The 14,666-nt window shown below is 31.1% G+C and carries 12 protein-coding genes and 1 tRNA gene; 8 read left to right on the top strand and 5 right to left on the bottom strand.

The genetic code is table 11. From position 1 onward, the window contains the following. Positions 1 to 38 precede the first annotated feature (38 nt). The gene (gene rbfA / locus EYD46_RS08340; protein WP_130936615.1) at positions 39 to 434 is read right to left on the bottom strand and encodes a 30S ribosome-binding factor RbfA; all 396 of its coding nucleotides are present in this window, start codon (positions 432 to 434) and stop codon (positions 39 to 41) included. 79 nt (positions 435 to 513) lie between these two features. On the opposite strand from rbfA, the gene mce reads away from it, so the two are divergent. From mce to EYD46_RS08325, 3 genes are all read left to right on the top strand, one after another. After that, positions 514 to 918 carry a methylmalonyl-CoA epimerase gene (gene mce, locus EYD46_RS08335; protein ID WP_130936614.1) on the top strand — a complete coding sequence of 135 codons (405 nt, stop codon included), beginning with the start codon at positions 514 to 516 and terminating at the stop codon, positions 916 to 918. Between the two features lie 75 nt (positions 919 to 993). Further along, positions 994 to 1,067: transfer RNA gene (locus tag EYD46_RS08330), tRNA-Ile, on the top strand. A gap of 141 nt (positions 1,068 to 1,208) precedes the next feature. Further along, entirely contained in the window at positions 1,209 to 1,931 is a 723-nt protein-coding gene (locus tag EYD46_RS08325; RefSeq protein ID WP_130936613.1) for a DNA/RNA non-specific endonuclease, read from the top strand. Positions 1,932 to 1,968: 37 nt separating this feature from the next. Here EYD46_RS08325 and EYD46_RS08320 read toward each other — a convergent pair whose 3' ends face one another. The 3 genes from EYD46_RS08320 to EYD46_RS08310 all read right to left on the bottom strand — a co-directional run bounded on the left by EYD46_RS08320 (position 1,969) and on the right by EYD46_RS08310 (position 9,910). Further along, positions 1,969 to 6,861, bottom strand: coding sequence for a DNA repair ATPase (locus tag EYD46_RS08320; RefSeq protein ID WP_130936612.1), 4,893 nt, complete (start codon positions 6,859 to 6,861; stop codon positions 1,969 to 1,971). A 222-nt stretch (positions 6,862 to 7,083) separates the two neighbouring features. Beyond that, the gene (locus tag EYD46_RS08315; RefSeq protein ID WP_130936611.1) at positions 7,084 to 9,150 is read right to left on the bottom strand and encodes a flotillin family protein; all 2,067 of its coding nucleotides are present in this window, start codon (positions 9,148 to 9,150) and stop codon (positions 7,084 to 7,086) included. A 37-nt stretch (positions 9,151 to 9,187) separates the two neighbouring features. Further along, positions 9,188 to 9,910 (bottom strand): hypothetical protein, encoded by a 723-nt coding sequence (locus tag EYD46_RS08310; protein ID WP_130936610.1) that lies wholly within the window; start codon positions 9,908 to 9,910, stop codon positions 9,188 to 9,190. Positions 9,911 to 10,198: 288 nt separating this feature from the next. On the opposite strand from EYD46_RS08310, the gene EYD46_RS08305 reads away from it, so the two are divergent. Both EYD46_RS08305 and EYD46_RS08300 read left to right on the top strand, forming a co-directional pair. After that, on the top strand, positions 10,199 to 11,584 hold the full coding sequence (locus EYD46_RS08305) for a tetratricopeptide repeat protein (protein ID WP_229731316.1): 1,386 nt from the start codon (positions 10,199 to 10,201) through the stop codon (positions 11,582 to 11,584). A 321-nt stretch (positions 11,585 to 11,905) separates the two neighbouring features. Continuing rightward, positions 11,906 to 12,097 carry a PID-CTERM protein-sorting domain-containing protein gene (locus EYD46_RS08300; RefSeq protein WP_130936608.1) on the top strand — a complete coding sequence of 64 codons (192 nt, stop codon included), beginning with the start codon at positions 11,906 to 11,908 and terminating at the stop codon, positions 12,095 to 12,097. Between the two features lie 10 nt (positions 12,098 to 12,107). Here the strand turns inward: EYD46_RS08300 and EYD46_RS08295 are convergent, their stop codons facing one another. Continuing rightward, on the bottom strand, positions 12,108 to 12,698 hold the full coding sequence (locus EYD46_RS08295) for a riboflavin synthase (RefSeq protein WP_130936607.1): 591 nt from the start codon (positions 12,696 to 12,698) through the stop codon (positions 12,108 to 12,110). A gap of 63 nt (positions 12,699 to 12,761) precedes the next feature. On the opposite strand from EYD46_RS08295, the gene pdxA reads away from it, so the two are divergent. From pdxA to rpmF, 3 genes are all read left to right on the top strand, one after another. Then, positions 12,762 to 13,820, top strand: coding sequence for a 4-hydroxythreonine-4-phosphate dehydrogenase PdxA (gene pdxA / locus EYD46_RS08290; protein WP_130936606.1), 1,059 nt, complete (start codon positions 12,762 to 12,764; stop codon positions 13,818 to 13,820). Between the two features lie 63 nt (positions 13,821 to 13,883). Next, positions 13,884 to 14,420: a YceD family protein gene (locus EYD46_RS08285; protein ID WP_130936605.1), complete on the top strand. Its 537-nt coding sequence runs from the start codon at positions 13,884 to 13,886 to the stop codon at positions 14,418 to 14,420. A gap of 8 nt (positions 14,421 to 14,428) precedes the next feature. After that, a complete protein-coding gene (gene rpmF / locus EYD46_RS08280) occupies positions 14,429 to 14,629 on the top strand; it encodes a 50S ribosomal protein L32 (protein WP_130936604.1) in 201 nt (66 codons plus the stop codon). The last annotated feature ends 37 nt before the right edge of the window (positions 14,630 to 14,666 follow it).

The following is a 14,666-nucleotide window of genomic DNA, read 5'->3' as shown; positions in this document are numbered from 1 at the left end:
ATAAAATCTTTAAATGAAGTTTTTTTAACAATACTTACTTAAGACTTCTTTCTTTTATCTAGTAAGTCGGGATTTTCAATTGGGTTGTCTTTCCCTTTTAGAGATTTTTCTATACGATCTATATATTCCAAAGAATCATCAATAAAAAACTCAAGATTGGGCATACGGCGTAACTGGTTTTTGGTACGTTGTGCCATTTCATGACGAATTAAAGGGGTATTGCTCCTTATACCTTCTATTAATGCTTTTGCTTTATTATTTGGAAAAATGCTTAAATACACTTTTGCTACAGATAAATCTACCGTTACTTTTACTTTAGAAACAGATATGATAACACCATGCATGCCGCCTTGGGTAGCTGCACCTTGCAAAACATCTACCAAATCACGTTGTAAAACTGAGCCTATTTTTTTTTGTCTTTGACTTTCTTCCATAGAAATTTTGTGTAGCTTTAATGTAACTACGATGCAAAAATAGTGGATATTTTGTATCTTTCTATAAAAGTAGCAGTTAATGAATAAAATAGAGCATATTGGTATTGCAGTTAAGAGTTTAAAAGACTCTAACGCTTTATTCACAAAACTCTTTGGTAAGCCTGAATATAAGATTGAAGAGGTGGAGACTGAAGGTGTAAATACATCTTTTTTTAAGATTGGCGATAATAAGATTGAATTGTTGGAAGCGACAGAAGAAAACAGCCCTATTGCAAAATTTATTGAAAAAAAAGGAGAAGGGATACACCACATTGCATTTGATGTAGATGATATAGAAACTGAAATTAAACGATTGCAAGGTGAAGGTTTTACTGTGTTGAACAAAACCCCAAAAAAAGGCGCAGATAATAAGTTGGTAGCTTTTTTGCATCCAAAATCTACAAACGGAGTATTAATAGAGCTTTGTCAAGAGATTAGCGAATAAATTTCTTGTAGAGTTTTAAGAAATATAGTAATATTGCACACTCTTATTTTTAAGAGAATTACATTTTATGTAATAGGGCCTATAACTCAGTTGGTTAGAGTATCTGACTCATAATCAGAAAGTCCCTGGTTCGAGCCCAGGTGGGCCCACCTTAGAAGCCTAAGCTAGAAGTAGCTTAGGTTTTTTTATTTTTCTTCTTGTGTAAAATGAGTAGTTATACGTATTTTATTTTTGTCATAAAGTATTTAAATTAACAGCTCCAATGTATAGATAAATATCAAAGTTTTAAAATGAATACTAAAAATTTGAAAAGGGAAACTAGATATGGTTTACCAGAGGCAGACCAAATACTTTATAATAGACACTACGTATTAGGGTATTCGTATTACTTTCGGCAAGCCAAATGGGCACTTGAGATTGTGGACCCTGATATGACACATGTTGTACGGAAAGATTATTTCCGTTCTGATTATAGAATACCTGAAAAGTTTCGAGCAGATAAAGACGTATATGTAAATTCTGGTTTTAATAGAGGGCATCTTGTTGCTAGTGCTAATCAAATAGAAACAGAAATTCAGAATAGTGAAACGTTTTTATTATCAAATATGTGCCCACAAGTTCCAGAGTTTAATAGTGGAATTTGGAAAAAACTAGAAGATGCAGTAAGGCATTTAGATAGTGATAAAAAAGTATTTGAAACCTACGTGATTTCGGGACCCTTATTCTATTTTGATCAAGAAGTAGTAATGATAGGTGATGATAATCCAAAAATAGATGTATCGTTACCTATCCCACATGCTTTTTTTAAATCTGTTCTTACAGAGCGGAATACAGGTACGTTTAATATGTGGTCTTTTATTATTCCTAATAAAAAAACTAATGCACCTTTAGAGGATTTTTTAGTTGAAACATCAAAAGTAGAGAAAGTTTCAGGTTTGTTTTTATGGGATACGTTAAAAGGAACAAATATTATGAATAAAAAGAATAGAATAAAAAAAATGTGGAAACTCTAGGGCTTTATGATAATTTAGTTATCAATAGTTTATACTATTAATTATCTAGTTTCTTATTTAAAACCTCTTTTATTCCTTCTAAATGCTCACTAAACTGCATCATTTGTGCAAGTACTTGTGCCATTTCATTTTTGTCCCCAAAGCCTTTAAGTTTATTGTTTTTTACAAAAGTATCCTTAATAGCTTGCCAACGTTTTGCATCAGTTTTATTTAAGGAACCAGTAAGTTCTTTGTATTTTAACAAGTTGGCTTCGGCAGCACTAGTAAGTGTTTGTGATTCGTTTTCGTAATGCGATAGCAAAAGTGTTTCTAATTCTTTGGCATTCATTATAGGCACCACTTTGGCTACTAATTTACTCATATCTCTGTAAGACCCTTGTAGTTTAAATGAAGGTTCGGTACGATAACTATCATCCATAGCAGCCGACTTTATATATGTTTCATTTACCTTTAACACTATATCTCGAATACTAACCACTTTATTTAATACAGCTAGATAATCTTCAACTTCCTGTTTCGTATGGTTGCCTTTTAATGCTAAACTTTCACGGTTTCCAGATTCTACAACTTCAATTAGTTTATAAATATCTTCAAAAAATTTACTGCTTAATTGGTGTAAAATAGGGTTTGATGTTAATGCATTTTCAATTAAACTTAGTTTGAACAAATCTGCTGTGTCGCCAATAATATCGCCTAAATTATAAATATCAGCACGGTTAGCTAACATGTCTGGTATTTGAAACTTATCACCACTTTCAGTATATGGATTTCCAGCCATTATAACGCAAAACTTTTTACTTCGTAAATCGTAAGTTTTGGGTTTGCCATTATATACGCCTTCTATTTTACGTGTACCATCAGCAAGAGAAATGAATTTCTGTAAAAACTCAGGATTACAATGTTGTATATCATCTAAATACAACATCACATTGTTGCCCATTTCAAATGCAAGGTTAAGCTTGTTAAGCTCTTCTCTTGCAGCAGAGTTATTAGCTGTTAATGGGTCTACCGAGGTTACTTCATGCCCTATAGCTGGTCCATTTATTTTCATGAATATAAGCCCCAAGCGGTTTGCCATATATTCCATTAAGGTGGTTTTACCATAACCTGGTGGCGATATAAGCAATAGCATCCCCATACGATCTGTACGTTTGTTATCGCCTACGCTTCCTAATTGTTTAGATAAATTATCGCCAATTAATGGTAAATACACTTGGTCAATCAATTTGTTTCTCACAAATGAAGACAGTACTCTTGGTTTAAATTCTTCAAGCTTTAACTGTGCTTTTAGTGTTTCGGTTACCTCATGTTTTGCCTCACGATGCCTATTAAACGCAGGAACTTCTGTAAATTTAAAATTGTGTAACTGACTAATAAACTGATGATAATTAAATTTGAAATTACCATTGTTAATAGTACTATGACTCCCTTTTAAGTTTTCAATAACTGTAGAAGGATTTACCTGTATAAGCCCAGAATTTGATTCTCTTTTATATAGCGTTAATGCAATAACTTCATAAGTGTAATCTATGCTTTCGGGTGCTTGTGTTTTTATAAAAGAGCTTACCCATTGTAATACTAATTGTACTGCATCAGTAATTTCATAAGCATCACTTAACGCAATTTTGAGGGATGATTTAAATGCTGTTAATGCATTTTTACTTTCTAAAGATTTAATGAAATTTTCATGTAATTCATATGCTGTTTTACTTATGCAAAACGTATCATCACTTTGTAGCTCATCAAAAAGATATGAAGCGGTTTCAAATTCTAACTTATTGATGTTACCGTTATAATCTTTTGAAATGATATCTTGAAGAACAGATCTCTGCAGTGCTGAACTTAATACTTCAATAATAACTTGATATTCTTTGCTATCAGGAAAAACAGATAGTACTGCTCCTGAAGCTTTTATTTTTTGATTCCAAACTGTTTTATCGTCTTGGTTTAATGTATTCCAAAATAGCTGGCCATAAGCTCTAACTATAGGTTGATAGCTTAGCAAACCTAGTTCGTGATGCTTATTTACCAAGGTCTTTAAAATTTTTGAAGCATCTTCATCATGAACCCCTTTTATATATCCTTCAGAATAGTTTTTACTGCTTTCTGTTTTTATAAATTCAAGCAACTCTGTTTCATTGAGGTTGTTTAAATCAGCAGTAGTTGTTGTAAATAATTTATAAGCTAAATACGATGACCTGTATATAGTTTCATTTTCTGAAACTAATTCTTGATTCCAATACTTTTGAGATGTAATAAGCGTTTCATTCTCAATAGTTTGGTAAAAATCTGTACCTGTAAGATGGTATTTTAACGTATCGTCTTTATAGACAATAGTTAAATCTAAAGGTTGTTTATTAACACCAAATTTATGTTTTCCTAATTTGATGATGTTTTCTCCATCTTCGTATAAATCTTGGGTGTCTTTTAATTTTCTAACAGCATCTTCTTTAGCAACTTTTAGTCCCGTTTCAATAGCTTCTGCTTTTCCTGCATCATCTAAATCTTTAAGATCGGTAATAATATCACGAAGCTTATTAATCATTAAATCTGAAGCAAAATAGCCGTTAATTTCTACGGTAGTTTTAAAGCTTAAAGCTTTTTTAACTACTCCTTTTAAAATACGATTTGCGGCAGTTTCTAGTGTTATTGCTTTTTTATTCCTAGCTTCAACAAGACTGTTTTTTCTAGCCTCAAAAGCGTTATAAACCTCTTCTCTTTTTTCAATAATTAGAGCAATGAAATCTTCAAAATCTGCAAACCTTCCTTCTAAATCTTCTAGTTGTACGGATACTTTATTTAAAAGCTCATCGGTTTTTTCTGGTGTGGTAGCAATATCTAAATAGTTGATAATACTTTGATCTACTAACTTAAGTTGCGCGCTAAATTCTGCCGAAGCTTCTTTTTCGCCTAAAGTTTTTAGTTTGTTTTTTAATCCTGCTTTTAACTGATTAATAGTAGCAAAGATTAAAGAAATATTATCGATAATTTGGGTAGAATGCGAAGCGTCTTCTATTTCTAAGTTAGAAACAATATCAATCAACATTTCCAAGTCTGCCGCTATTTGATTAACCTCTTCTTCTAAGGTTTTTGCATCGATAACTTTTTTTATACTATCTAATGCTATTTCTTTTTTGGTAACACGTTCGTGATATGGAAGAAGTGCCTTATCATTCAATAAAAATTGAACACAGCGTTCAGAAATTTTATCGTTTTGTACTATAATTTCTTCTTCTAGTGCAGTGATAAATGTTGTATCTACATACCTTATATCGTTTAAACCTATAACTTCTCCTCTAAGTGTACGTAATTGTGATAGTACAAACACAAAATCTTCAATAGATTTAAAAGAGCTACTTTTTATTTTTCCAAAAACACCATCTGCTTTAGCTTGGGTTTCTTTAGTAATATTACCAGCTGTTTTACGTAATTGTACTACTTTTTCAAATTCATCAATCGCAGCATTTGCAGCCTCATTTAAAGCGGTTAAAGGTTCATTAACTAAAAAAGTTTCTGGTTCAGTAATCCAGTAGTAACTGTTTAAAATATCGCTTGAAGCTTTTGCAATATCTGTATACAAACCATCGTAACTATCTTCTTTATTTAATAGCGTGATTAAAGCTTGACATTCTGCCATAGCTTTAACAATATCTTTGTTTCCAATTTTATATAAAAGCGTATCTGTGTGTTCTGAAGGGATAACATCACCTTTAACAAACGGTGTTTGCCATATTTGAATAACGTGATGTTTTGTTTGTTCGTCTTCAGTTTTAAAATAACATAATTCGCCATCATTTAAAATGGTGTAACCACTACAGACAATTGGTATTTTTACTTCTTGTTCTATAACATTATAAGACATTAAAATATATAAGCCTCTTTCACTTTCATAAAACACATAGAGGAAATCTTCGCCGTTAGGAGAGCTTACTTTCTTTTTAAACTTAACATTTGAAATACTATTATCAAATAATTTGAAACCTCCCGATTGTAGATAATAACCTTCAGCGAAAATAATTCCTTGATTGTCAGGGAGCAGAACACATGCATCTGCAATACTATTTATTTTCTTTACCTCTTGTATTTTATGATTATAAACAAAATATCTATGCGATTCCTGAAATGGCTTAATTTCTAAAACTATTAAATTACCTAAGTCTGCATACCTATATTGACCATCATCTAAAGTTTGGTCTGGATGCTCTACAGGTTCATCATAAATACCTTTACCATCATCAGTATTATCTTCTATTTTAATGGTTAAATCGCCACCTATGGTTTCAACAAATACTTTATCTAAAATTGATATGTGAGGATGTTCTCCATACACATGATGTTCTCGTGTGGGTTCTATCCAATTAAATTCATGCTGATTTGGGAATTTAAATTCATGTTCACTTCGGTTATCAATATATTTTAGTGTACCATCATTAATTAGCCATTTAAATGTTTTTATATCTGTGATATTCTCACTTAACTGAAATACCATGTGAAGGTAATTATCAACTATAGCAAATTTTGAGAAAATGGTATTTCTGTAGTATTTATAAAGATTGGTAAAGTCATTTATAAACGTAGAATCTTCTAGTAAACTTATGGGTTGATCTGAAAAATGATCATTATCATAAGTATAAATGCTGAATACATCCTCTAGCGTAATATCGGTACGAAGCCCAAAATGTACATTATAACCAAACAAACATTTATCGCCAATGGTTACAATATCTCGTGCAATACAGTTGTTTTCTGTATTGATACGGTTATTGGCAATAAGTTTAGTTTCAACATTACCAAAAATAGTTTTTCGAGCATCATTTAATTGAGATAACCTTGAGAGTAGTTCGCTTTTTTGTTTTTGTAAACGCCCTTGAATAATCTCATAAGTACCGCCATCAAGTTGTATTCTGTTATCTGAATTGGTTTCCGCCATTCTTAATTAATATTGAAATTGAAACTGCCTAAATTGAAAAATACATGCAATGGTATTTGTTACTTTTTGAAAAGACTTATTTTACTATTTACTAATGAGTGTAAATTTGATTATTTTGAATTTATAGATATTTGTATCTTGATTATATAATAAACAAGCCCTTTTCAATCGATTTCAATCCACCCATTGATCTTCTTTTTTCAATGAGTGGATTAAAATATACTACCCAAGTTTCTTATTTGATAGTCCTAAACCTTTAGCAAGGTTAGATAAATTATCAAACAATGTAGCCTCACCAGAATCGGTTGTTTTAGATTTTAAATCCATTAATAAATTAGCAACCGTTAAGTTTTTAATGTCTTCTGAAGAGATACCATATTTAGTTGCAAAGTCTTTAATTTTTTCTAAAAGATTACCTTTTACGTCATCACTTCCTAAAATAGCATCTTTAACTTCAGTAATGTTGTCAGAATGGTTTACTAAACGATCTATACCTTTAGATTTAGTAATTTGCCCTATAATTTGATCGAAGAACATTGTTTCTCCTCCAACAATATCAATATTAGCTGCTTTAAGAGCTTCTCCAATCACGTTAGCTTGTGCATCTGCAATTTCTTTTTGAATATTAATTTCTGCTAAATCTACTTGTAATTCTTTATCTAAACGTAGCTTAAACTCTTCGTGCTCTTTACCAACACCATCTAATTTCTTCATTGCTTCTGCTTTTTCTTCTATTCCAGCAGCTTCCGCAAGAGCTTGTTCTTTAATAACTTCAGCTTGTGCAATACCTTCTTCTTTAATCGCTTCTGCTTTAGCCAAAATACCAGCAGCTTCCGCTTTAGCTTTTTCCTCGATAATAGAAGCTTCAACTAAACCTTGACGCTCGTTAGCATCTGCTTTTGCATGCATTACTTGTGCTTCAGACATACCAATTGTAGCTTCTTCTTTTGCTTTTGCTTCGGCTAATGTTTTTCTAGCTTCAGCTTCTTTTTCACTAGCTTGTTTCTTTGCTTCAGCTTCAATATTTATTTCTTCAGCTTTTTGCTTAGAGGCTTCTTTTTCAGCTTCTGCAGCTTTTATAGTTTTAATTAAATCTTCTTGAGCATTAGCTTCAGCTATAGTAATCTTTACTTGCTTTTCCCTATCTGCAGTTTTAAAGGCCTCAATATCTTTCATATTTTCCTGCTCTTCTACCACGCCTTTTTCTAGCATTACTCTATCGCGAATAACATCTTGAATATTCTTTTTCTCAACTTCTACCACCTTTTCTTTTTCAATTTGAGCCAGTGTAACGATACGTTCTCTTTCTGTGGCTTCTAGCATTCTATCTTTTTCTACACGTTCTGTTTCAACAGCATCAGTACGTTGCTTGTTTTTCGCAGCAACAATAATTTGGCGTGCCATATTTTCTTCTGCAACTTTCACTTTTTCTTCAGTAGAAATTCTAGCGCTTTCAGATTTTAACCGCTCTTCTTCAGCAACTTTTAAAGTTTCTGCTCCTTCTCGTGCTTTTATATTGGCAATCTCACGTTTTTGCTGCTCTTCTTTTTCAGCTAATTGCTTATCTAATTCTAAAATAGCTTCTCGCGCTTCCACATCTTGTTTTCTAATTACTTTCTCCTCATCACGTTTAATAAGGTTGGCCTTCATATTTTGTGCAGCAGTAAGTTCAGTGATTTTTTTAATCCCTTCAGCATCTAGAATATTATCAGCTTTTAAAAACTGTACAGAGGTTTGTTCTAAATAATCTATAGCACAATCTTCTAAAGTATAGCCATTAAGATCAGTACCAATGATATCTACAATTTCATCACGAAATTCTCTACGGGATTCATATAATTCAACAAAATTGAATTTTTTACCTACTGTTTTTAAAGCTTCAGAGAATTTAGCTTCAAATAATTCTTCTAAGGTAGAAATGTCAGAAGCACGTTCACAACCAACAGTTTGGGCGACTTTTTTAATAAAATCTACCTCATTGTTTACCCGTACAAAGAAGGCTACTTTAATATCGGCACGCATATTGTCTTTACATATTAAACCGTTATCGCCAATACGCTCTATTTGGATTTTCTTTACCGAAATATCCATAATTTCAACCCTGTGAAAAACAGGAACAACGTATAAACCTTTATCGGTAGCAACTTTTGTGCCTTTAAAACCGGTTCTTACTAAAGCTTCCCCTTGAGGTACTTTTTTGTAGAATAAAGCAATAATTGCAAAGTAAATAATGATTAAAAATAGAATAAGCCCGATACCTATTCCAATAAACTGCGAGATGTTTTCCATTGTGAATTTGGTTTTTATTTAATTATTATGTTTTTATTTAAAATTCTATTTTATTAAGATTGAATTCATCCTCATTTTCATCTTTAAAAGGCAATACCCAATAAAAATTCTTATCGTCAGATTGTTTTATCACAACTATATTCTGCTTGTATGTAAGTGCTTCTCCATCAAATGATTTTACGTAGATAGATATAGGATTACCTTCTGCAACAACTTCTGCTGAACCCATTTTCTCTCCTGAAATTTTAGAGAGCATCATACCCTGTCTACCTGCTAAATCAGTTGGTAAATCGCCATCAGGATTCAAATTTTTAAAAAAGCTTTTAAGAGGTGTTGTAAAAATTTTAGTTAAAATTAAAGATGGTATTATACCAGCTAATAGTAAAGTGTAACCAAAACTAGTATTGTAAGAAGCTGTTACACTTGTTGAAATTACTGTACATAACCACCATAAAAAAATCCAACAGGTAAATGTGAACATAAATGGTAGGCCTACAAAGTTGAAAAAGATAAGTGTCATCTGCCACCATTCCAGTTTCTTTCTTGGGTTTCTAATAACATCTTCTTTATTAATTTCGGCATTAGCAAGATCAGTAATATTGGTGGCCGTATCAATATCCGCATCAACATCAACGTCTATATCCAAGTCAAAATCAATACCAGAAATCATATTGAAAAGCCAATATAAAATCAGTAAAATAACAAGAATACTTAGCGTGATATTTACAGATGAAAATGCAATTTCAAAAACAGAACTCAATAGATTTATATTTTTAGATGGTGTGTTAATAGCAAGACACTAAGTGTAAACAATAATAGTTAATTTTAATCAAATTTCATTCAGTAATTTCTTATTTGATTTTATCAATACTACAAATTGTTAATCTATTATATCTGTATAAGTTTTAAGAAAAATGTTACAGTTAAAATTATTGAATAGATCTAATTTTTCTTAAACTTAATTTAAAAGTTGTTTTTTATTCTGGTACATGTTTTGTGGCATTTCATAACGGTTTAGCTATTTACTAATTCTTAAAACTAATCTATTATGAAATCAATAAAACTATTTTTCATTTCTTTATTTGCAGCAATTACCAGTATTTTTTCACAAGATACTTCTGATGAATGCAGAACGAAACTCTCCATTTTTCATGAACATGTAAAGGTTGAAAATTATAATGCAGCATACAAACCTTGGGCTTTTGTTAAAGATAGTTGTCCTAAATTAAATATTGCTATTTATACAGATGGTGAGAAAATATTAAAATATAAAATAGCAAACACTTCAGAAAATGAACAAAAAGAATTTGTAGAAGCTTTAATTGAGCTTTTACAAATGCGAATTGATAATTTTCCTAAAAAAGCACCCGTAGGGGTATTTAGTTCAAAAAAATGTCAACTGATGTATGATTATCGAAATTTGCTTCAAAAAAATAATACTCAATTATTTGATTGTTTTGATGCAACATATAAAACTGACAAAGCAACATTTACGCATCCTAAGAGCTTATATACTTATTTTTCATTGGTTATAGATTTATATAAAGAAGATAAAAAATCAATTCAGGATGTTTTTGATACTTACGATGCTATTATTGAAAAAATTCAATATGAAATAAAAAATTATTCAGAGAACCTTAATACTTTAATTCAAAAAGAAGAAAATGGGGAAGTACTAACAAAAAATGAAAAAGATAAAGTTAAAGCTTATAAAAGCTACCTTAAGAATTATGATTTAATTTCAAAAAACATAAATACAAAATTGGGTATTCTTGCCGATTGTGAAAACTTAATTCCATTATATACTAAAACTTTTGAGGCTAATAAAAATGATTCTTTTTGGTTAAAACGAGCTGTAAGTAGGATGTATCATAAGGAATGTACTGAAGATCCTCTTTATGAAAAACTCGTGAAAGCTTATGATGAAGTTGAGCCGTCTGCTGATACAAAGTATTTTGTTGCTACCATTTTAGTTAAAAAGGGAAAGTTTAAAGAAGCTGAAACATATTTAAAGGAATCTTATGATTTAGAAACTGATGCTTTTAAAAAATCAAGAAGAGCCAATAGTAATGGTGCTCTCCTTAAGAAGTTAAAAAGATATTCGGAGGCCCGTAAATATTTCAGAAAAGCACTAAAGCTTAATCCTTCTAGCGGAAGCCCTTACTTAGCTATTGCAAAGATGTATGCAGAAAGTGCTAAAAACTGTGGAGATACAAATTTTAATAAAAGAGCAGTATATTGGCTTGCTGCGGAACAAGCAAAGAAAGCTTTGCGTTTAGATCCTGTTTTACGTAATAAGGCGTCTCAGCTAGTAGAGAGATATAATGCTTTAGCACCCTCAAGAGAAGAAATCTTTAAATGTGCCTGCTCTGGTAAAGTTATAGCAATAGGTTGTTGGATAAATGATAAAGTAGTAGTACCCAAAATTAAATAAAAAAGTACAGTATATCAATTAATAAATTGTTTTGATAATTTCTTTTTTTAAGAAGAAGTAATTAATTGTGTATACATTTGTTAATAACTTGGTGCAGTTGATATTTAGGTCTTTAAATCTTTTATATATTTGTTTGGTTATTTTGTAATAACAAAGGGATTAATTTATAACTAATTATACTTTTAGGACTATTTAAACGTTATAAAAACAGAAAGTTTACGAAGTAAAATTGCTTTTCATCGATGATTTATTGCTTTTCATGGATGTTTTTTTGGTATAAACCTTTTGTAAACACTCTTTTTTTTATACATTTGCGTCCCAATGATGATACAAACTAAAAGAATATTAGCCTCAATCTTATTTGTATTAATAAGCGTTGTATGTGTTGCACAAGGTTCTGGACCTCCACCTCCTGGACCTCCACCTCCTGTAGGTCTTCCAATTGATGGTGGTGTATTAGTTGGTGTTCTAGTTGCTTTGTTTTATGGTGGTAAAAAACTATTGAAAAAGTAGTTTACTTTTCTTATTTGTAATTTTCTACTAGTCTAGCTACATATTTACCAACAACATCAAATTCTAAATTTACTTTCGTCCCTTTTTCAAAAGTTTTAAAGTTAGTGTTTTCATAGGTATACGGAATTATTGCTACGCTAAATGTGTTTTTTTCAGAATTTACTACAGTTAAACTAGTCCCATTTATTGTAATTGAGCCTTTTTCAATAGTAATATTGTTTAGAGTAGTATCATACCCAAAAGAAAAAAACCAACTACCATCTGCATTTTCAATACTTGTACATATAGCGGTTTGGTCTACATGTCCTTGTACTATGTGCCCATCAAGCCTATCTCCCAGTTTCATAGCGCGTTCCAAATTAACAATATCCCCTACTTTAAGAGTAAGCAAATTAGTTTTGTTTAATGTTTCTTTAATTGCTGTAACCGTATATATATCATCATTAATTTGTACTACAGTTAAACATACGCCATTATGCGCAACACTTTGATCAATTTTTAACTCATGAGCTATATTACTTTTAACTGAGATATGAAGGTTTTCTTTATCTTTTTCCAATTTAGTAATAGTACCTAGAGATTCAATAATTCCCGTAAACATAATATTATGTGTTTATTTGGTTAAATTTGCACCTCAAAATTACGAACAAAATTTAGGGTATTAATGAAGAATGAAGAAAATATCGTTGTAGGCATTTCGGTTGGAGATTTAAATGGAATAAGTGGTGAAATTATTTTAAAAACCTTTAAGGATTCTAGGATTCTTGAGCTTTGTACACCTGTAATTTTCGCATCAATTAAAGTAATGTATTTTTTTAATAAGCATTTTAATTCATCTATAGATTTCAATAGTGTTCATGACATTAAGAATATAAGCCGGGGAAAAGTAAATGTATTAAATTGTTGGAAAGAACCAGTAACAATTAATTTTGGGCAAGAAGAAACCAAAATTGGAGAGTATGCATTAAAATCTCTGGAGAGTGCTACTAAAGCTCTAAAGCAAGAGCAGATAGATATTTTGGTAACAGCACCAATAAATAAGCATAATATACAATCTGAAGCTTTTACGTTTCCAGGACATACAGATTATCTTGCAAAAGAATTGGAAGGAAAAAGTTTAATGTTTATGGTAACTGATACCTTAAAAGTTGGCTTATTAACTGATCATGTACCTGTAAAAGATGTGTCAGAACATATTTCAGAAGAACTCATTACAGATAAAATAAATACGGTGTATGAAACCTTAAAAAAAGATTTCAATATCATAAAGCCTAAGATTGCGGTTTTGGGTATAAATCCTCACACGGGGGATAATGGAGTTATTGGTAATGAGGATGACACTGTTATGCGACCAACTTTGAAAAAAATTAAAGAAGCAGGAAAATTAGTGTACGGACCTTATGCTGCCGATAGTTTTTTTGGTTCAAACAACTACAAGAATTTTGATGCTATTATAGCGTCTTATCACGACCAAGGGTTAATTCCTTTTAAAACCTTATCGTTTGGGCAAGGGGTTAATTTTACAGCAGGGTTAAAGCGAGTTAGAACCTCTCCAGACCATGGTACTGCTTACGAAATTGCTGGAAAAGGTATAGCCGATGAAGGCTCATTTAAAGAAGCGTTATTCACAGGAATTAAGATTTTTAGAAATCGACGTGATTTTGAGGAACTTACAGCAAACCCCTTAAAAAAACAGCCAAGAAAAGCAGGAGTGAAAAAATAATATTTTCCAAGTTGGCTTAAGCTAAAAAATTTATATATTTGCAGGCTCAAAATAGATGTGATAATGAAGCCAATGAAAGAATATATCATCCCATTTATTGGGTTAAAGGTTGGAAATCACAATTTTGAGTACAAAATAGACCAAACGTTCTTTGATTATTTTGAGTATGAAGATTTTAATGATGTAAAAGTTAAAGTGGATGTTTCTTTAAATAAAAAGGCAACATTACTTGAACTACATTTTAAAATTTCTGGATACGTAAATATAAATTGTGACCTAACTAATGAGCCTTACGACCAAAACATCGAAAACAGTTTTGATTTGGTAGTAAAGTTTGGGCAAGAATACAATGACGAAAACATTGACATTCTAATTTTGCCACATGGTGAGTATGAAATTAATATTCAGCAGTATATTTACGAGCTTGTTGTGTTAGCAGTACCAGCAAAACGTATTCATCCAGGAGTAGAAGACGGTACATTAAGTTCTGAAATACTTGATAAACTCGAAGAGTTAAGTCCTAAAGAAAAAAAGGAAAAGGAAGACAAGGATATTGATCCTCGTTGGAATACATTAAAAAAACTATTAACGGATAAATAATATAAAAAATGGCACATCCTAAAAGAAAAATCTCTAAAACTAGAAGAGATAAAAGAAGAACACATTATAAAGCAACTGCGCCACAGATTGCTACATGTCCTACAACAGGAGAAGCGCATTTATATCATAGAGCACATTGGCATGAAGGTAAATTATACTACAGAGGTCAAGTTTTAATTGATAATACTGAAGAAGAAAACGTAGCATAAATGCTATGTATGCATATATTAAAACGCTCACTTGTGG

Origin of the sequence: Hyunsoonleella pacifica (genome assembly GCF_004310335.1) — a bacterium.
Taxonomy (GTDB): Bacteria; Bacteroidota; Bacteroidia; order Flavobacteriales; family Flavobacteriaceae; genus Jejuia; species Jejuia pacifica.
The sequence above is the reverse complement of the archived record's forward strand: the minus strand, read 5'-3'. Positions and strand labels throughout refer to the sequence as shown.